17 protein-coding genes are annotated in these 17159 nt (G+C 70.4%); 10 read left to right on the top strand and 7 right to left on the bottom strand.

The window, feature by feature from the left end:
* Nucleotides 1-28 precede the first annotated feature (28 nt).
* Together KHU32_RS17365 and KHU32_RS17360 are read left to right on the top strand one after the other, a co-directional pair.
* Nucleotides 29-898 (top strand): DMT family transporter, encoded by an 870-nt coding sequence (locus tag KHU32_RS17365; protein ID WP_213671411.1) that lies wholly within the window; start codon nucleotides 29-31, stop codon nucleotides 896-898.
* Entirely contained in the window at nucleotides 895-1740 is an 846-nt protein-coding gene (locus KHU32_RS17360; protein WP_213671410.1) for an alpha/beta fold hydrolase, read from the top strand. Before KHU32_RS17365 ends, KHU32_RS17360 begins: the two co-directional genes overlap by 4 nt.
* Here KHU32_RS17360 and KHU32_RS17355 read toward each other — a convergent pair.
* From KHU32_RS17355 to KHU32_RS17340, 4 genes are read right to left on the bottom strand one after another with little or no spacing between them, the layout of a single operon-like run.
* Nucleotides 1685-2851: an MFS transporter gene (locus KHU32_RS17355; protein WP_213671409.1), complete on the bottom strand. Its 1167-nt coding sequence runs from the start codon at nucleotides 2849-2851 to the stop codon at nucleotides 1685-1687. The genes KHU32_RS17360 and KHU32_RS17355 overlap by 56 nt on opposite strands.
* Nucleotides 2848-3765, bottom strand: a complete 918-nt coding sequence (locus KHU32_RS17350) for a 3-hydroxyacyl-CoA dehydrogenase family protein (RefSeq protein ID WP_213671408.1) — start codon at nucleotides 3763-3765, stop codon at nucleotides 2848-2850. The genes KHU32_RS17355 and KHU32_RS17350 overlap by 4 nt, the downstream gene beginning before the upstream one ends.
* Nucleotides 3762-4298, bottom strand: a complete 537-nt coding sequence (greB, locus tag KHU32_RS17345; RefSeq protein ID WP_213671407.1) for a transcription elongation factor GreB — start codon at nucleotides 4296-4298, stop codon at nucleotides 3762-3764. Before greB ends, KHU32_RS17350 begins: the two co-directional genes overlap by 4 nt.
* A gap of 19 nt (nucleotides 4299-4317) precedes the next feature.
* Nucleotides 4318-5250: a dihydrodipicolinate synthase family protein gene (locus KHU32_RS17340; protein WP_213671406.1), complete on the bottom strand. Its 933-nt coding sequence runs from the start codon at nucleotides 5248-5250 to the stop codon at nucleotides 4318-4320.
* A 143-nt stretch (nucleotides 5251-5393) separates the two neighbouring features.
* Here KHU32_RS17340 and KHU32_RS17335 point away from each other — a divergent pair, with 143 nt between their 5' ends.
* Nucleotides 5394-6371 carry a glycosyltransferase family 2 protein gene (locus KHU32_RS17335; RefSeq protein WP_213671405.1) on the top strand — a complete coding sequence of 326 codons (978 nt, stop codon included), beginning with the start codon at nucleotides 5394-5396 and terminating at the stop codon, nucleotides 6369-6371.
* Here the strand turns inward: KHU32_RS17335 and KHU32_RS17330 are convergent.
* A complete protein-coding gene (locus tag KHU32_RS17330; RefSeq protein WP_213671404.1) occupies nucleotides 6330-7841 on the bottom strand; it encodes a DUF6311 domain-containing protein in 1512 nt (503 codons plus the stop codon). The two genes, KHU32_RS17335 and KHU32_RS17330, sit on opposite strands and share 42 nt — an antisense overlap.
* A gap of 275 nt (nucleotides 7842-8116) precedes the next feature.
* On the opposite strand from KHU32_RS17330, the gene KHU32_RS17325 reads away from it, so the two are divergent.
* From KHU32_RS17325 to KHU32_RS17295, 7 genes are read left to right on the top strand one after another with little or no spacing between them, the layout of a single operon-like run.
* Nucleotides 8117-8845, top strand: coding sequence for a sugar transferase (locus KHU32_RS17325; RefSeq protein ID WP_249681272.1), 729 nt, complete (start codon nucleotides 8117-8119; stop codon nucleotides 8843-8845).
* A 39-nt stretch (nucleotides 8846-8884) separates the two neighbouring features.
* Nucleotides 8885-10408, top strand: coding sequence for a flippase (locus KHU32_RS17320; protein WP_213671402.1), 1524 nt, complete (start codon nucleotides 8885-8887; stop codon nucleotides 10406-10408).
* The gene (locus KHU32_RS17315; protein ID WP_213671401.1) at nucleotides 10405-11472 is read left to right on the top strand and encodes a glycosyltransferase family 4 protein; all 1068 of its coding nucleotides are present in this window, start codon (nucleotides 10405-10407) and stop codon (nucleotides 11470-11472) included. Before KHU32_RS17320 ends, KHU32_RS17315 begins: the two co-directional genes overlap by 4 nt.
* Nucleotides 11469-12611 carry a glycosyltransferase gene (locus KHU32_RS17310; protein ID WP_213671400.1) on the top strand — a complete coding sequence of 381 codons (1143 nt, stop codon included), beginning with the start codon at nucleotides 11469-11471 and terminating at the stop codon, nucleotides 12609-12611. Before KHU32_RS17315 ends, KHU32_RS17310 begins: the two co-directional genes overlap by 4 nt.
* Nucleotides 12608-13480 (top strand): glycosyltransferase family 2 protein, encoded by an 873-nt coding sequence (locus KHU32_RS17305; RefSeq protein ID WP_213671399.1) that lies wholly within the window; start codon nucleotides 12608-12610, stop codon nucleotides 13478-13480. Before KHU32_RS17310 ends, KHU32_RS17305 begins: the two co-directional genes overlap by 4 nt.
* On the top strand, nucleotides 13477-14349 hold the full coding sequence (locus KHU32_RS17300) for a glycosyltransferase family 2 protein (protein ID WP_213671398.1): 873 nt from the start codon (nucleotides 13477-13479) through the stop codon (nucleotides 14347-14349). The genes KHU32_RS17305 and KHU32_RS17300 overlap by 4 nt, the downstream gene beginning before the upstream one ends.
* A complete protein-coding gene (locus tag KHU32_RS17295; protein ID WP_213671397.1) occupies nucleotides 14346-14870 on the top strand; it encodes a GNAT family N-acetyltransferase in 525 nt (174 codons plus the stop codon). Before KHU32_RS17300 ends, KHU32_RS17295 begins: the two co-directional genes overlap by 4 nt.
* On the opposite strand, the gene KHU32_RS17290 is transcribed toward KHU32_RS17295, so the two are convergent.
* Together KHU32_RS17290 and KHU32_RS17285 are read right to left on the bottom strand one after the other, a co-directional pair.
* A complete protein-coding gene (locus KHU32_RS17290) occupies nucleotides 14825-15619 on the bottom strand; it encodes a YdcF family protein (RefSeq protein WP_213671396.1) in 795 nt (264 codons plus the stop codon). The two genes, KHU32_RS17295 and KHU32_RS17290, sit on opposite strands and share 46 nt — an antisense overlap.
* Nucleotides 15619-17118: an ArnT family glycosyltransferase gene (locus KHU32_RS17285; protein WP_213671395.1), complete on the bottom strand. Its 1500-nt coding sequence runs from the start codon at nucleotides 17116-17118 to the stop codon at nucleotides 15619-15621. The genes KHU32_RS17290 and KHU32_RS17285 overlap by 1 nt, the downstream gene beginning before the upstream one ends.
* Between the last annotated feature and the right edge of the window lie 41 nt (nucleotides 17119-17159).

Here is a 17159-nt window from a genome sequence, read left to right as displayed (position 1 = left end):
GCCGCCCTCTCCGAAAACAGGCGCCCGCGTGAACCCGGCCATCCTCGGCATGCTCTACGCCGTGGGCGCCGGCTTCACCTTCTCCCTGCTCAACATCATGCTGCGCATGCTGTCCGAGCAGCTTCCGCCCTTCGAGGTGCAGTTCCTGCGCTACTTCATGGGGCTGGTCGTCATGACGCCGTGGATTCTGCATGAGGGGCTGGCGGCCTATCGGACGCGCAGCATCAGCGGCCAGCTCTGGCGCGGGGCCGTGCATGCGTCGGGCCTCTACCTCTGGTTCGCGGCGCTGCCGATCATCCCTTTCTCCGAGCTGGTGGCCATCAGCTTCACGGGGCCGATCTTCATCATGATCGGCGCAGTGATCTGGCTGAAGGAGGTCATGTTCTGGCAACGCTGGGTCGCGGGGCTCATCGGCTTCGTGGGCGTGCTCGTGGTGGTCTGGCCGGGCCTGACCGGCGGCGGCAACTGGGGCTCGCTGCTGATGCTGGCCTCCTCGCCGCTCTTCGCGGCCTCCTTCCTCATCACCAAGGCGCTGGCCAAGCGGGACTCGCCGACGGTCATCGTGGCCTGGCAGTCCCTGACGGTGACGCTCTTCACCCTGCCGGCCGCCCTCTACGTCTGGCAGTGGCCCAGCGCCTCGCAATGGGCGGTCCTGCTGCTCTGCGGCGCGCTCGGCAGCTTCGGCCACTGGCTGCTGACCAATGCCTATCGCGTCGCCGATATCTCGACCGCCCAGCCGGTGAAGTTCCTCGACATGATCTGGGCCGCGACCCTCGGCTACCTCGTCCTGTCGGAGATCCCGACCTCTTCGACCTTGGTCGGCGCCGCCGTCATCTTCATCTCAACCACCTGGATAGCGCGCGTCGAAGCGCGGCGCGGAAGGAGTAGGCCAGCATGACCGCCGAGATCGACGACATCGAAGCCCGCGCCCAGCTCTCCCGCACCCCCTGCGGCGATGGCGACATCGTCTGGCGCAGCTGGGGCTCCGCGCCCGGCACGCTGGTGCTGATGCATGGCGGTTCGGGCAGCTGGCGGCACTGGCTGCGCAACATCGACGCGCTCTCGGCGCAGTACCGCGTCCTCGCCGCCGATATCCCGGGCCTGGGCGAAAGCGCCATGCCGCCGGATGCGAAGGACATCTATGACGTGGCCCGGCCGCTGGCCGCGGGCCTGGCCTCCCTGCTCGGCCCGGACCGGCGCTACCACCTCACCGGCTTCTCCTTCGGCGCCAATGTCGGCGGCCACCTGGCGGCGCTGGAGGGCGACCATGTCCGCACCGTCACCGTCGTCGGCGCGGCCTCGCTCGGCCTGCCGCGCCCGCCGCTGGAGCTCCTCAAGGTCCGCGACAAGCAGGGCGCCGAGCGCCGCGCCGCCAATGCCGAGAACCTGGCCCGGCTGATGATCCGCGACCGCTCGAAGATCGACGACACGGCGCTCGACATCCAGGAGTTCAACACCCAGCACGCCCGCTTCCGCAGCCGGGGCTTCGCCTCCGGCGCCAGCCTGAAGGAAGCGCTGGAGAAGGCGACCGCCCCCATTAACGGCATCTGGGGCGAGATGGACACGGTGGCCTGGCCGGACGTGCAGTCGCGGCTCGACGTGCTGCGCGCCATCGACCCGACGCTGCTCTCGTACGTCGTGCAGGGCGCCGGGCATTGGGTTTCCTACGAGGCGGCGGAAGAGTTCAACGCGGCGCTTCTTCGGATTCTGGCTGAACGCGAAGCCAGTACAGGCCGATGAAGGCCGCCATCGACAGGCCGATGGTCAGCCAGAGCGCCGAAGCGCCGTAGCCCTCCACGAAAAAGCCGAAGACGGCCGGCGCCAGGGCCGCGAGGAAACGGCCCGGCGCCACGATCATCCCCTGCCGCGCGCCATAGCCGGCCGCGCCGAAGACCGCGAGCGGCAGCGTGCCGCGCACGATGGTGAGGATGCCATTCCCCGCGCCGTGGATCACGGCGAAGACCATGGCCGCCGGCGCGCCGAAGACCAGCAGCAGCACGGCGGCCACCGGGTGGCTGACCTGCGCCAGCTTGGCCGAGAGCAGCGGATGCGCCTTGCGCAGCAGCGTGAATTCCAGCACCCGCGCCCCCACCTGCGCCGGGCCAAGCAGCGCGCCCGCCAGGACCGCGGCGGCCGGCGTGGCGCCGACGGCCAGCAGCAGCGCGGGAAGATGGGCGCCGAGCGCCGCCGCGGTGAAGGAGCTTACCGAGAAGATCGCCGCCATCAGGATCGCCGAGCGGCGCGTCTGCCGCACGGCGGCGGAGGGCATGGGCTTCGGCGCCACGACCTCGCGCGCGCCTGCCCGCGGCAGCAGCAGGTTGAGCGGCAGGGCAAGCAGAAGGTGGATGGCGATCCAGCCGAGGCAGGCGCCGCGCCAGTCCCAGGCGGCCTGCATCGCCGAGGTCAGCGGCCAGCCCAGGGTGCTGGCGAAGCCCGCGATGAGCGTGATGCCGGTGATCGCGCCACGCGCCTCCTTGCCGTAGAGCCGGGCAAGGGCCGCGAAGGCTGCATCGTAGAGGCCCATGCCCATGGCCACGCCCATCGCCAGCCATCCCGCGAAGACCAGCACCGGTCCATGGGCCGTGGCCAGCAGCGCCAGCCCCAGCGCGAAGACGAGGTTGGAGAGGGCCAGCACCCCCCTGCCGCCGTGGCGGTCGATCGCCGCCCCCACCCGCGGGCCCAGGACGGCGGCGATCAACATGGCGCAGGAGAAAGCGACGAAGACCGTCGAGGTGGCGAGGCCGGTATCCCGTGCCATCGCGGGGGCCAGGATGGCGGGCAGGTAGTAGCTGCCGCCCCAGGCCAGGGTCTGGGCCGCCCCCAGCAGCAGGACGACCCAGGACTTCTTCATACTTCGTCGCGCAGCAGCGGTTGGGCGGCGGCCAGGACGCGCTCGTAGCGGGCGCGCTCGGCGGCGGCCTTCTCAGGCGGCCATTCGCGATAGCCCCGCCCGGTCTTCGGGCCGAGCCGGTTCTCGGCGACGAGCTTGGCCAAGCCCGGCGAGGGCTCGGGGCTCGTGTTCAGGCTCGGATAGATGGTGGCGCCGGCCGCGAGCTGCGTCTCCAACCCCGCCAGCTCCTTCTGCAGGATCGGCCCGGCCGCGAGGTAGCGGAAACCGAAGCAGTAGCGCACCGCCCGGTCCACATCCTCGGCCGTGGCGAGGCCGGAATCGATGCAGGAGAAGGCCTCGCGCATCAGCGCGTGCTGGATACGGTTGGCGAGGAAGCCCGGCTCGTCGCGCGAGACGCGGATCGGCATGCGGCCGAGCTTCTCCATGATGGCGAAGAAGCGATCGATGACCCAATCCTCCGTCGCCTCGCCCTTCACCACCTCGACGCCGGGGACCAGATGCGCCGGCAGGAAGAAGTGCAGGTTGCACATGCGGGATTTCGTCGCGCAGTCCCGCGCGATCTCGGTGATGCGGTAGCCCGAGGCGTTGGAGCCGATGGGAATGCCCGCCGGCACCAGCCGGTCCAGCACGCCGAAGACCTGGCGCTTCAGGTCCATCCGCTCCGGCGCCGCCTCAATCACGCAGCCGCATTCGGCGAAGGGAAGCTCCTCCAGGGTCGCGACAAGCGTGAGGCCCGCCTCGAGGGCCGGATCGGCGCCCAGCTGGCTCAACGAAAGCCGCACGCGCTCGCGCTTCGCCGGCCAGGAATCGGTCATCGGCTCCTGCGCCGCGACGCGCCATCCCCCGGCCAGGAAGATCGCGGAAATATCGCAGCCCATCAGGCCCATGCCGATGACGGCGGCTGTCTCGCTCATGCTTCACGCTCCGGGTAGAAAATCTTCACCACTTCGATCTCCTCGACGCCGGCCGGCGTGCGCAGCTTCACCAAGTCCCCCTGGCGCTTGCCCAGCAGCGCGCGCGCCACCGGCGAGACCCAGGAGATGCGGCTCAGCGTCGCATCCGCCTCCTCCATGCCGACGATGGTCACCGTGACCTCGGAATCGTCCTCGCGCGCATAGGTCACGGTTGCGCCGAAGAAGACCTGGTCGCGTCGCTTCTGGTCCCGCGCATCCACAACCTCGGCACGGTCCAACCGCCGCCGGAGGAAACGCACGCGGCTGTCGATCTGGCGCAGGCGGCGCTTGCCGTATTGGTAGTCCGCATTCTCGCTGCGATCGCCCAGGGCCGCGGCCCAGGAGACGATCTCCGTCACCTTGGGGCGTTCGCCATGCCAGAGCTGATGCAATTCGGCCTGGAGGGCCGCATGGCCATCCGGCGTCATGTAGAAGGGCGTGCCCGGCGGAACGCCGGGCGGGCCCTCATCATCATCGTCGTCATCACCGCTCATGGCCGGAGGTGCCCGCGCCTCATTCCGCCGCCAGCTTGAGGGCCACGGGGTCGCGGCGCGCCAGGCGGGCGAGCAGCGCGTCCACCTCGGCCCGGGTGGCGTCGCTGAGCTTCGGCCCGGGGTTCCGGACCGTCGCATGGGCGAGGATGCCGCGGCGCATCAGCACGTATTTGCGCACCGCGAGCCCCAGGCCCGGCTGGTGCTCGGTGCGGATCAACGGCAGATGCGCCTCGAAGAGGTCCATGGCCGCGTCCCGCTCGCCGGCCGCCAGCAGCGCCCGGACGCGCACCAGCATCTCGGGGAAAGCGTAGCCGGTCATCATGCCGTCGGCGCCGCGCAGCGTCTCCTCGGGCAGGAAGAGCCCGCCATTGCCGCCATAGATGGCGATGCGGCGCATCTCGCCCGACTTCATCAGCCCGACAAGGGCGGAGATCTTGTCGAGGCCGGGCCAGTCCTCGGCCTTCAGCATCATGCAGCGCGGATCGGCCGCCAGGGCCGCGATGGCGCGGACCGGCAGGTTGATGCCCGTCGCCTGCGGATAGTCCTGGATGACCCAGGGCGCGGGGGCCACGGCTTCGGCCGCGCCCTGCATCCAGGAGAGCGCCGCGTCGTCGCCCCGAAGGCCGGTGGGCGGCGCGATCATCACGCCGGCGGCCCCCGCCTCCATGGAGCGCTGCGCCAGCGCGCGCATCGGCGCATAACCGGCGGCGGAGACGCCCACGATCACCGGCAGCCCGCCCGCATGCTTCAGCACGATGCGGACCAGGCGCATGGCCTCCTCGGCGTCCAGCTTGGGCGCCTCGCCCATGATGCCGAGGATGGTGAGGCCCGTGGCCCCGGTGGCCACATAGGCCTCCGTCATCGCCGCGGCGCTGCGCTCGTCCAGCGCGCCGTCCGGCGTGAAGGGCGTGGGGCAGATGACGCAGACGCCGGATGCTTCGGCTGTGAGCATGGAACTTCTCCTCCGTAACGTGGAAAGCTAGACCCGATGCGGGCCGCTGCGAAGAACGGGCGACAAGCCTTCCTCGGGGCTATTCGGCGCCCTGCGTAAAATTCGCCCACGAAAAGTCTTGATCAGTCGGCAATACGGGCAGCATGTCGCTCGCCCCCACCCTTTCCGTCGTCGTGCCCTGCTATAACGAGCAGGAGGTGCTGCCCGAATTCCATGCCCGCCTGGTGCCGGTGATGGACGCGCTGGGCTGGCCCTGGGAGGTCGTCTACGTCAATGACGGCTCGCGCGACACGACCTTCGCGGTCATGAGCGATCTCGCCGCCCGGGACGCCCGGGTGGCCCTGGTCAACCTGTCGCGCAACTTCGGCAAGGAGATCGCGCTGACCGCCGGCCTCGACCATGCCCGCGCTACCCATGGCGTCGTGGTCATCGACGCCGACCTGCAGGACCCGCCCGAGGTCATCCCCGCCCTCGTCGCCGCCGCGCAGGAAGGATTCGACATCGCCTATGCCCAGCGCAGCATCCGCCATGGTGAGAACTGGCTGAAGCGCACCACGGCCTCGATGTTCTACCGGGTGATGCAGCGCCTCGGCGGCAAGGTGCAGCTGCCGCGCGACACGGGCGATTTCCGCTACATGTCCCGCCGCTCGCTGGACGCGCTGCTGACCATGCGCGAGCAGCACCGCTTCATGAAGGGGCTCTTCGCCTGGGTGGGCTTCCCCTCGGTCGCCGTGCCCTATGAGCGCGCGCCCCGCGCCGCGGGCGAGACCAAGTGGAACTACTGGAAGCTGTGGAACCTCTCGCTCGAGGGCATCACCAGCTTCACCGTGGCGCCCCTCAAGATCGCGACCTATCTGGGCCTCGCCACCGCCTTCTTCGCCGGCCTCTATCTTCTGCAGCTGGTGGTGCGGACACTCTTCTTCGGCAACCCGACAGCGGGCTATCCGAGCCTCATGGCGGTGGTGCTGTTCCTGGGCGGCGTGCAGCTCATGACCCTCGGCATCATCGGCGAGTATCTCGGGCGCATCTTCAACGAGACCAAGGGAAGGCCGCTCTACCTGGTGGAGCGGCACCTCCCCTCAACGGCAGACCGTGAGGTCTCCCGCCGCCCGGCAGCCTGAGCCCGAAAGGCCGGCGAAGCCTTCCCGAGCGGCCAGCCCCACCCGCAACTCGCCCGGCGCCAGTGGCGAGGCCATCACCGCCGCATCGTTGCAACGCGGGGGCGTGCGCCAACGCGCGGCATACATGGTGTTCATGGGCCGCGGCGTCTCGCTGGCGAGGAGCAGCAGCTCCAGCGTGCGGATCCGCGCCGCGTCGTCGCTCGGCGGGATGCAGGCCCAGGAGGGCAGCAAGGTGATGCTCCGCGCCTCGCGGAACAGGGGACGCAACTCGTCGGCCGGGACGGTCCACGGCGCGCGCTGCGCGGCCCAGAGACGCAGCCCCTCCCGCATCGGCGCGGCATCCACGAATTGCAGCAGCGCGCAGGCCAGCAGGATGGCGACGCCGCGCGCCCCCCGGCCCGCGAGCAGCACGGCCGCCCCGATCATCAAGGCGTAGCCGACGGGCCAGAAGAAGCGGCCGGAGGCGCGGAACTGCTCCAGCACGCCCGGCGCCGGGCCGAGATCCAGGAGGATGCGGTCGCCGAGGCCGATCCGGAACGAGAGCGCCAGCGCGGTCAGCCCCAGCAGTGCGAGCACGAGGCCGAGATGGTCACGCAGCGCCGGCGCGATCCGCTGCCGAGCCACGAACACGCCCGCGATCAGCGCGGCCCAGAGGCCGAGCCCCAGCCAGTTGTAGCCCTCCCACCCGCCATGGCCCGTCGCATCCACCTCCGCCGAGACCCAGCCGCCCAGGAGAAGAGAGCGAAAGGGCCAAACGGGGGAGAGCAGGTTCAGCGCGTATTGCCCGTAGCCGCCATCTCCCGAGGCGCCGAAATAGCCGAAGCCCGCCATCACGCCGATCATCGCCGCCAGGGCCAGCGCCGCGCCGATTCCCGCACGCAGGAAGCGATCCCCCCGCAGCAGCAGCGTCAGCGGCACGACCGCGAGAAGCGCCAGCGACATGAGCGCCAGATAGGGATGGATGAGCAGCGCCACCGCTTGCCAGGGCACCGCGATCGCCCACCAGCGAGGCGATTCCAGCAACCTGAAATAGAGGCCGAGCGACACCAGGATCACGAAATGCCCGCAGAGCGCGGCGTGGCCATAGCGCATGATGAAGGCGGGCATGGCGCTCGCCATCAGCGCCACCGCGATTCCCGGCCAGAAGCCGCGGATGCCCGCACCTCGCAGCGCCCAGACGGCCGCCACCGGCTGCAGGACCCAGGCGAGCACGTAGAACTGCCCGATTCCATGGAATCCCTCCGGCAGCAGCGGGTGCAGCGCCTTCAGCGGCAGGGCCAGGGCGGGAATTCCATCGAGAAACGCAAGATTCACATTTCCGAGCGTCGCCACGTCGAGGGGCGGCCAGCTCCAGCCACCCGCCAGAAAGTGGCGCTGGGCGATCACATGCTGGGCCGCGTCCCCGACCGGACGCCAATCGAGCCCCGATCGCGGCCAGACGAAATCCAACCCGAACAAATGGATCGCCAACAAAGCTCCCAGCAGGCATGAGGCGGGATAGGCGAGACGGGACAAGACGGCCTCCGGGCGCGGTTGCATTCCTCGTGGCATTTCAGAGTCTTGGCGGCAAGAGTAAGGCAGCCTCCGTGCCATAATCCTGCCCCACCCGGGCCCGATTACCGCCAGCGATCGACGGGTAAAACCGCATCGTGGCCAGGGAGCGGATGACCCTCTCCCGCGCTGCAACGGCATCGGTGAAGGCCTGCTTCGGCCGCGTCACCGTGAATGAGGCAAGGATGCCTGGGTTGGACGCTTTTACGTCCCTGCAGCGTGAAGTCACCCTCCGCGAGACGCGCGTGGGCGGCGAGTTCCGCGCCGCCAGTGTGATGCTGGCGCCTCCGCATGCCCAATGGCGTGAGGGGCTGCGGCCTGCGCTCAAGCGGACCATGGACGCGCTGGGCGCTGGCGCCCTGCTCGCGATGCTGGCCCCGATCATGCTGACCATCGCGCTGCTGATCCGCGCCGATGGCGGGCCGGCCCTGTACGGCCACCGCCGCATCGGCCGCAACGGCCGCGATTTCCCGTGCCTCAAGTTCCGCTCGATGGTGATCGACAGCCAGGCCCGGCTCGAGGCGCTGCTAGCGCGCGATCCCGAAGCCCGGGCGGAGTGGGAAGCCACCCACAAGCTGAAGAACGATCCCCGCGTCACGCGGATCGGCCGCTTCCTGCGCGCCACCTCGCTCGACGAGCTGCCGCAGCTCATCAACGTGCTGATCGGCCAGATGAGCCTGGTCGGCCCCCGCCCCGTCCTCCAGTCGGAGCTCGACCGCTTCTACGGCGCGGCCGCCGCCCATTACATGAGCGTTCGCCCCGGCCTCACGGGTCTGTGGCAGGTCTCCGGCCGCTCGGACACCAGCTACGCCCAGCGCGTGGCCCTCGACGTCGCCTACGTGTCCCGCCCCTCGCTCTGGCAGGACGTCGTCATCCTCCTGCGCACCCCGATGGCGGTGCTGTCGCGCCGCGGCGCCTGCTGAGCTAGGTTCGGCGCCTCCTACTAGCCAGGCGCAGCCACAATGAACCAGTCCATCGAGGCGCGGGCCGGCGTGCGCCGTCTGATCTCCGGCATGTTCTGGAACGCGATGGGGCGGGGCCTTCCTCTCCTCCTCGCTCTGGTTCTCACCCCGCTGCTGATCCGCGAGATGGGCCTCGACCGCTGGGGCCTCTTCACCCTGGCCCTGGCTCTGGTCGGCGTCTTCGGCATCTTCGATCTGGGAATCGGCCCCGCTCTCACCCGCGGCCTCTCGGAGCGCATGGGCGACGGCGAGGATGCCGAGGCCGGCCGGCTGGTCGGCACCGCCATGGTCGCGCTCGGCGGCTTCGCCAGCTTCGGCGCCCTGGTCTTCTGGCTGATCCTGCCCTGGCTCATGACCAGTGCCCTGAATGTCCCCCCGGCGCTGCAGGACGAGGCGCTCATCGCCTTCCGCGTGCTGGCCTGCTCGGCGCCGCTCATCGTCATCAACGCCGCCCTCTGGGGCGTACTGGCGGCGCATCAGCGCTTTGCGGCGGCCAATCTCGTCACCATCCCCGTGGCGGCCATGTATTACGTCGGCCCGCTGCTCCTCCTCATGGTCTGGCCGAGCCTGGTGGCGGTGATGCTGGCGCTGGTCGCCTGCCGGCTCGCGAACACGCTCTCCTATCTCTGGCTGGCGCGACCGCTGCTGCCGCGCCTGTCGGTCGGCCATCCGAAGATGGTGCTGCCGCTGCTGCGCATCGGCGGCTGGATGACCTTCGCCTCGCTGCTTAACCAGGCCCTTCTCTACGCCGACCGCTTCCTGATCGGCGCCATGCTGACCCTGGCCGCCGTGGCCCATTACGCGACGCCGCTCGATCTCGTGCTGCGCATGTGGATCCTGCCCGTCGCCATCGCGCAGGCGATGCTGCCCGCCATGGCATCGGCCTTCCGCACGCTGCCCGAGGTGACCGCCGGCCTGCTGCGGCGCGGCGCCATGCTGATGATCCTGCTGACCCTGCCGCCCTGCCTCGTCCTGGCCGGGATCGGCGATTGGGTGCTCGCCCTCTGGCTCGGCGCCGACTTCGCCGCCCAGGGCGGGATGGTGCTGCGCATCCTGGCCGCCGGCATCTTCTTCTCCTGCCTGTCCTTCTCCGCCAACGCCCTGCTCGACGCGATGGGCCGCCCGGACGCGACGGCCAAGCTGATCCTGGCCGAGGTCGTGGTCTTCCTGCCGGTCTCCGCCCTGATGCTCTGGCGCTTCGGCATCGAGGGTGCGGCCGTTGCCTGGGGGCTGCGCGCGCTGACGGACTGCCTGGGCAAGTTCTGGCTCGCGGGCTGGCTCTACCCGCCCGCGCGGCAGGCGGCACAGCGCCTGGGCTGGGCGCTGGCGGTTTCCCTGGTCGCGCTGATCGCGACCGTCCTGATGCCCGACTGGCGCTGGGCCGTGCTCGTCGCCGTGCCGGGCTTCCTCCTCACCGCGCTGGCGACCCTGCGCGCGCTGACGCCGGAGGAACGCACGACGCTGCGTCCCCTGCTGCGGCGCCCCTGGCAGGCGCGGCGGCTTCTGCAATCGGGCCTGGCATGATCGTACTGAACGGGCGTTTCCTCACGCAGGGCCTCACGGGCGTGCAGCGCTATGCGCGCGAGATCACGCGCGCCCTGGATGGGCTTGTCGCCGCCGGCGAGGCCCCTCCCATCCGGCTGCTGGCGCCGCCGGGCGCCGAGGGGCTGGAGGCCTATCCCTTCCTGGCCCCGCGGATCATCGGCAGCCGCTCCGGCCAGCTCTGGGAACAGCTTGACCTGCCGCGTGCCCTGCAGGGCGACTTCCTGCTGAATCTGGGCAATACCGCGCCGATTCTCGCCGGCAGCAACCAGGCCGTGGTGATCCACGACGCCGGCGTCTTCGACACGCCCGAAAGCTATTCCTGGAAGTTCCGCGGCTGGTACCGGACGCTGCAGCGGATACTGGCGCTGCGTGGCGCGCGCATCCTGACGGTCTCCGAATTCTCCGCGAGGCGGATCGCGGAAAACCTGTCGGTCCAACCCAAAAAACTCGGCGTCACGCTGGAGGGTGGCGAGCACATCCTGCGCGAGCCCGCCGATTCCGACATCCTGGACCACAACGGCTTGGCGCGGCACGGCTACGCCCTGGTGGTCGGCACGGGTGCGGCGCACAAGAACCTCGCCGCGCTGCGGCATGCGATCGGCGCGCTCGGGGAGCGCGGGCTGGTGCTCGCCGTGGCCGGCGCCAAGGATGCAGGCGTCTTCCGGCAAGAGGGCGGCGCGGAGCTCGACCAGCATATCCGCCCCCTCGGCCGCGTCTCGGATGCCGAGCTCCGCGCGCTCTACGAATCGGCGCTCTGCCTCGTCTTTCCCTCGCGCTACGAGGGCTTCGGCCTGCCGCCGGTCGAGGCCATGTGGTGCGGCTGCCCCGTGGTCGCGAGCCGGATCGGCGCCGTGGCCGAGGTCTGCGGCGAGGCTGCGCTCTGGTTCGACGCCGCCCGTCCGGAAAGCCTGGGCGAGGCCATCGGCCAGATCGCCGACGATGCCGGCTTCCGCTCCTCGCTCGCCGAGGCGGGCCGCCATCGAACCGCCAGTTTTTCGTGGGAAGCCGCTGCCCGACGACTCTTGGGATTTCTGCCGCGATGAAGATCGCCATCATCCATGAATGGCTGGACAGCTACGCCGGTTCCGAACGCGTGGTGGAGCAGATGCTCGCCTGCTTTCCGGAGGCGGATCTCTACGCGCTCTGCGATTTCCTGCCCGACAGCCAGCGCGGCTTCCTGGGCGGCAAGGTCCCGACCACGAGCTTCATCCAGCGCCTACCCTTCGCGCAGAAGATGTTCCGCAACTACCTCCAGTTCATGCCGCTCGCGATCGAGCAGTTCGACCTGCAGGGCTACGACCTCGTGATCTCCTCCTCGCACGCCGTGGCGAAGGGCGTGATCACCGGGCCCGGCACGAAGCACGTCTCCTATGTCCATAGCCCGATGCGCTACGCCTGGGACCTGCAGCACCAGTATCTGCGCCAGGCCGGGCTGACCCGTGGGCTCAAGGGCCTCTACACGCGCTGGCTGCTGCACAAGCTGCGCGGCTGGGATCAGCTGAGCGCCGCGCGGCCCGACGTCATCCTCGGCAATTCCCGCTACATCGCGGAGCGCATCCGCAAGGTCTGGCGGCGCGAGGCCGAGGTGCTGCATCCGCCCGTGAACCTGCAGGGCTTCCCGCTCAGCACCGCGCCACGCACGCATTTCGTCGTGGCCGGGCGCCAGGTGCCCTACAAGCGCGTGGAGCTGGTGGCCGAGGCCTTCGCCCGCATGCCGGAGCTGAAGCTGGTCATCGCAGGCGACGGACCCTCCGCCCCCCTCGTGGCCGCGGCCGCGAAGGGCGCGCCGAATATCGAGATCCGGGGCCGCGTGCCGCAGGCAGAGCTCGTCTCGCTGGTGCAGGGCGCGCGCGCCTTCGTCTTCGCTGCCGAGGAGGATTTCGGCATCGCCATGGTCGAGGCCCAGGCCTGCGGCACGCCGCTCATCGTCTATGGCCGTGGCGGCGCGCGGGACATCGTGGCCGAGGGCACGACCGGCCTTTTCTTCGAGGAGCAGAGCGCGGACGCCATCGTCGCCGCCGTGCGCGACTTCGTGGCGCGCGAGGCCGCCTTCACGCCGGAGGCCTGCCACGCCCAAGCCCAGCAGTTCAGCATCCCCGAGTTCCGCCGCAAGCTGCTGGAGGTCGTCTCGCGCGATCAGGCGCCGCCGCTTCCGGCCTTCATGACGGCGGAGGCGACATGATCTCGCTCGTCGTCTCCACGAAGGGCCGCGTCGCCGAGATCGGCGAGCTCTTCGACAGCCTGCTGGCCGATGCCAGCGCCCCCTTCGAGGTCCTGCTCGTGGACCAGAACGAGGACGGGCGGCTCGACGCGCTGGTGGAAGCCTATGCGCCCCGCCTGAAGCTGCGCCATCTGCGCAGCCCGCGCGCCCATGCCAATGCGGGGCGCAACATGGGCCTCCAGCATGCCTGCGGCGACCTGGTCGGCTTTCCCGACGATGACTGCCTCTTCCCGCCGGGCGTGCTCGGGCGGGTGCGCGCGGCCTTCGACGCCGATCCCTCGCTCGCCATCCTCACCGGCCCCGCGGCCGCGCCGCAGGGCGGGCTCGGCTCCGGCCGCTGGAACGAGACGGCGGGGCCGATCACCCTCGCCAATGTCTGGACCAGCGTGATCGAGTTCAATCTCTGGCTCCGGCGCGACGTGGCCCTCGGCCTCGGCGGCTTCGACGAGGCGATGGGCCCCGGCGCGCGCTTCGGCTCGGCGGAGGGCAACGACCTCGTCTGCCGCGCCATGGCGAAGGGCCTCTCCGCGCGCTACGCGCCCGACCTGCGCGTCGTGCATCCCGACAAGCGCCTGACCCCGGAAGCGGTCGCGCGGGCGGATCGCTATGGCCTCGGCCTCGGCTTCGCACTGCGCCGCCACCGCGTGCCGGCGGGCGTCTGGGCGCCGCTGCTCTACCGGCCAGTGGGCGGCGCCGGCGTCTCGCTGCTGCGCGGCCGGCTGCTGAACGCGCGCTACTACCTCGCGACCTTCCGCGGGCGCCTCGCCGGCTTCCTCGCCGCCGAGGCGCGCGATCTTCCCCACCCTGCCCCGCTGACGAGCGTCGCATGAGGATCGCCATCGGAATCGCCACGCGCGGGCGGCCCGTCATCCTCGGCGAGGTGCTGCGCGAGCTCGACCTCCAGACCCGCGCGCCCGACCGCATCGTCGTGTGCCACGTGACGCCCGAGGACGTGACCGGCCTCGCGGAACGCTTTCCGGGCGTGGATTTCCTCACCGCCCCGGCGGGCCTGCCGCGCCAGCGTAACCGCATCCTGGACGAGATCGGCGATTGCGACGCCGTGCTCTTCCTCGACGACGATTTCATCGCCGCCCCACGCTGGCTGGAGGCACTCGAAGGCATGCTCGCCACGCATCCCGAATGCGTGGTCGCGACCGGCACCGTCATCGCCGACGGCGCCAAGGGCCCCGGCATCACGCCGGAGGCCGCGCGCGAGACGCTGGCCGCCGATACGCCGCCGGCCGGTCTGCTCGGCTTCCACGAGCACTTCAACGGCTATGGCTGCAACATGGCGCTGCGGCTCGCGCCCGTCCGCCAGCATGGGCTGCGCTTCGACGAGAAGCTGCCGCTCTATGGCTGGTACGAGGATCTGGATCTCACGCGTCGCCTCCTGCCCTATGGGAAGATCTATCGCCTGCACGGCGCGCGCGGCGTGCATCTCGGCACCAAGTCGGGTCGTGTGCCGGGCATCAAGCTCGGCTATTCGCAGGTCGTGAACCCCATCTACCTCGCCCGGAAGGGCAGCTATCCCTGGAGCCACGCGCTGCGCTCCGTCGCGCGGCATTGCGCGATGAACCTCGCGCGCTCCCCGATGCCGGAGCCGGAGGTCGACCGCTGGGGCCGCTTCCGCGGCAATATGCTGGGTCTCGTCGACCTCCTCACCGGCCGGGCCGATCCGGAGCGGATTCTGGCGCTGTGATCCCGGTCGCCTGGAAGATCGTGCCGATCGCCCACCGCCCCGACCTGGTACCGCTGGTCGCGAACTGGTTGTGGGATGCCTTCTGGCAGCCCAACGGCCACCGCCTGGAAGAGGTGCGCGAGATCGTCGCCGAGGCCAATGCCGAGGTCGGCACGCCGCAATGCCTGGTGCTGCTCGCGGGCGAGGTGCCCTGCGGCACCGCCAGCCTGATGGCGGCCGACCTCGAGATCCGCAACGACATCGGCCCCTGGCTCGCCGGCCTCTACGTGGTGCCTGAGGCGCGCGGCCAGGGCTGCGCGCGCCGCCTCGTCGAGGCGATCGAGGAAGCGGCACGGGCGGTGGGGGAGAAGGAGCTCTTCCTCTACACGGACGACGCGCAGCCGCTCTACGAGAAGCTCGGCTGGACCTCGATCCAGGACACCGTCGACCACGGCCGCACCGTCACCGTCATGCGGCGCGAGCTCAAGGCGCCGGATCAGGGCGCGGGGAAGAGCGCGCTGGTCCGCCCCAGGAGCCAATAGGCGGCGAGCCCGACATATTCGCGCACGGCCCATTCGGCCTGCCCCAGCCGGAAGGAGAAGGGCGGGTCGAACCAGCCTCTCCCGCCCGGCGCGGTGGAATAGTTCACCGGCCAGGGCGTCACTTCCCAGCCCGCGCGGCGGAAGCAGCCGACCGAACGCGGCATATGGCTCGCCGAGGTCACCAGCAGCCAGCGCTCGCCGGGCTTGGGCTCCGCCACCCGGTGCGAGAAGACGGCATTTTCCCAGGTGTTGCGGGACTGGTCCTCGAAGCCCACACGCGGGCCCTCCAGGCCCATCGAGGCCCAGAGGTTGCGCGCGACGTCGGCCTCGGTCTCCTGCCCCGTAACCACCGTGCCCTGGCCACCGGTGAAGAGGATACGCGCTTGCGGATAGCGCCGCGCCAGGGCCACGGCCTCGGTCATGCGCTCGGCCGCGCCGTTGAGGGCGGGAATGCCTCGCCGTTCGGTCAGAAGCTGCTCCACCGCGCCGCCCAGGATGATCACGCCATCCACCTGCCCGGCCTCGGCGGGGCGGGGAAAGCGGTCCTCGAGCGGTAGGGTGATCCAGGCGGGCAGCGGCGTGAGCAGCACGGCCACGAACCAGCCCAGGCCAAAGACGAGGGGCACCCTGCCCCAGCGCCGGCCGGCGATCAGTACCGCAGCGCCCACCACCGACAGCAGCAGCGCGAAGGTGTTGGGGCGGGCGAAGAGCCAGAAGATCTTCGAGACGAAGAAAAGCGCGTCTTCCATCACTCCGCCTCCACGCGGCGCCAGAGTTCCACGGTCCCGCGCTCCTCCACGAAGCTGGCGGCGAGCTCGTAGCCTTCCTGCAGCGCCTCGGTCAGCATGGACATCGCCGAGGGTCGCATCGCGAACCATTCGCCGCGGTCGAGCACGATGAAGCGCGGGCGCGAGGCCAGGATCCGCGCCACCTCGGCATCGGTGTCGACGCCCGCGAGGTTGGAGAAGCTGCCCGTCAGGTGCACGGGGAAGGGAAAGCGCGTCGGCAGCCGCGCATGCGTCAGGAAATAGACCACCGGCTGGTAGTTCGGCACGAAGATCGTGTCGCCGGGCTGGAGCTCGTCATTCATCATCGCGGCCATGCGGCGGGGCGTATCGGGGCTGCCCATGGCGAAACCACGGCTGAGGCGCGGCGAAAGATCGGTCGCCACCAGGTCCGCGCAGATGGCGATGACCGCGACGCCCAGCAGCAGGCGGCCGCGATGGCCTGCGGCAAAACGCGTGAAGGCATAGGCGCCGGTCGCCGCCAGGAGCGCCAACGGCGGGATCGAGATCAGGAAGTAGTGCGGGAAGAAGAAGCCCGGCCCCGCCACCGCCAGCGCGGCCGCCGCCAGCCAGGCCGAGCCGAGCAGCGAGAGCCGCCGCAGCACCGGATCGCGCCAGGAAAAGAGCAGCGAGGCCACGGCCAGCGCCAGCAGCCAGCGCAGGGCGAGCGCGGCCAGGGTGATGCGCCAGAGCATCTGCTCCGTCGGAATCCGGCCCGCGGCATAATGGAGCGGCGCCAGGATCGTGCTCCCCCACCAGGTGCCGAATTCGCCGCGCAGCGCATAGATGACGGCGACGATCAGCGTCGGCCCAAGGCAGAGCGCGGCATAGGCGGCGGCATAGCGCAGCAGCGGCAGCCATTGCCGCGCCCGCAGGGTGGGCCAGGCGAAGAGCGCGAAGATCAGGCAGCCCTCCGGCGTCACGACCGGCTTGATCAGGAGGGCGAGGCCGATGAGGACGCCCATGCCGATGAGCCGCGGCCAGGGCCGTCCCTCCGACAGGGCGATGGCCAGCGCAAAGACGACGAGGGGCGCGAAGATGATCTCGGTGTTGGAGGCGAGGCCGCCCAGCACCAGGCTATGCGCCGCGTAGAGCAGCGCCGCCGCATAGCCCAGGCTGCGTGGCGCGCCCAGCCGCCGCGTCACCAGGATCAGCCCGTAGCCGGTCGCCGTGACGCAGAAGGTGCCGAGGAAGCGCACCGTCTGCAGGCTCTCGCCGCCCAGCAGGAAGGCGCCCGCGATGGCAGCCGGCGCGCCCACGGGATGCATGTCCCACACGCCCGAGAGCGGCCAGTTCCCGCGCAGCCATTCTCGCGCCTGCAGGATGTAGAGACTTTCGTCCCAGTCGATCACCGAGGGCAGGAAGGAGGCCCAGCGCATCCCCGCCACCAGCAGGGGCAGCAGGAGCAGCGCCAGCACCCAGCGAAGCCGCGGGCGCTCAGGAACGACGGTCTCGTTGGACATGGACGGAAGTTGGCCTGTGTCGGGCCGCCGGGCAACATGCC

Origin of the sequence: Roseococcus pinisoli (assembly GCF_018413645.1) — a bacterium.
Taxonomy (GTDB): Bacteria; Pseudomonadota; Alphaproteobacteria; order Acetobacterales; family Acetobacteraceae; genus Roseococcus; species Roseococcus pinisoli.
Note: the sequence above shows the minus strand (reverse complement) of the source record. Positions and strands in the feature narration are given on the sequence as shown.

Coding starts and splice junctions, on each gene's coding strand:
- KHU32_RS17360 (WP_213671410.1), top strand. CDS start 895: ATGACCGCCGAGATCGACGACATCGAAGCCCGCGCCCAGCTCTCCCGC.
- KHU32_RS17355 (WP_213671409.1), bottom strand. CDS start 2,851: ATGAAGAAGTCCTGGGTCGTCCTGCTGCTGGGGGCGGCCCAGACCCTG.
- KHU32_RS17350 (WP_213671408.1), bottom strand. CDS start 3,765: ATGAGCGAGACAGCCGCCGTCATCGGCATGGGCCTGATGGGCTGCGAT.
- greB (WP_213671407.1), bottom strand. CDS start 4,298: ATGAGCGGTGATGACGACGATGATGATGAGGGCCCGCCCGGCGTTCCG.
- KHU32_RS17340 (WP_213671406.1), bottom strand. CDS start 5,250: ATGCTCACAGCCGAAGCATCCGGCGTCTGCGTCATCTGCCCCACGCCC.
- KHU32_RS17335 (WP_213671405.1), top strand. CDS start 5,394: ATGTCGCTCGCCCCCACCCTTTCCGTCGTCGTGCCCTGCTATAACGAG.
- KHU32_RS17320 (WP_213671402.1), top strand. CDS start 8,885: ATGAACCAGTCCATCGAGGCGCGGGCCGGCGTGCGCCGTCTGATCTCC.
- KHU32_RS17315 (WP_213671401.1), top strand. CDS start 10,405: ATGATCGTACTGAACGGGCGTTTCCTCACGCAGGGCCTCACGGGCGTG.
- KHU32_RS17310 (WP_213671400.1), top strand. CDS start 11,469: ATGAAGATCGCCATCATCCATGAATGGCTGGACAGCTACGCCGGTTCC.
- KHU32_RS17305 (WP_213671399.1), top strand. CDS start 12,608: ATGATCTCGCTCGTCGTCTCCACGAAGGGCCGCGTCGCCGAGATCGGC.
- KHU32_RS17300 (WP_213671398.1), top strand. CDS start 13,477: ATGAGGATCGCCATCGGAATCGCCACGCGCGGGCGGCCCGTCATCCTC.
- KHU32_RS17290 (WP_213671396.1), bottom strand. CDS start 15,619: ATGGAAGACGCGCTTTTCTTCGTCTCGAAGATCTTCTGGCTCTTCGCC.
- KHU32_RS17285 (WP_213671395.1), bottom strand. CDS start 17,118: ATGTCCAACGAGACCGTCGTTCCTGAGCGCCCGCGGCTTCGCTGGGTG.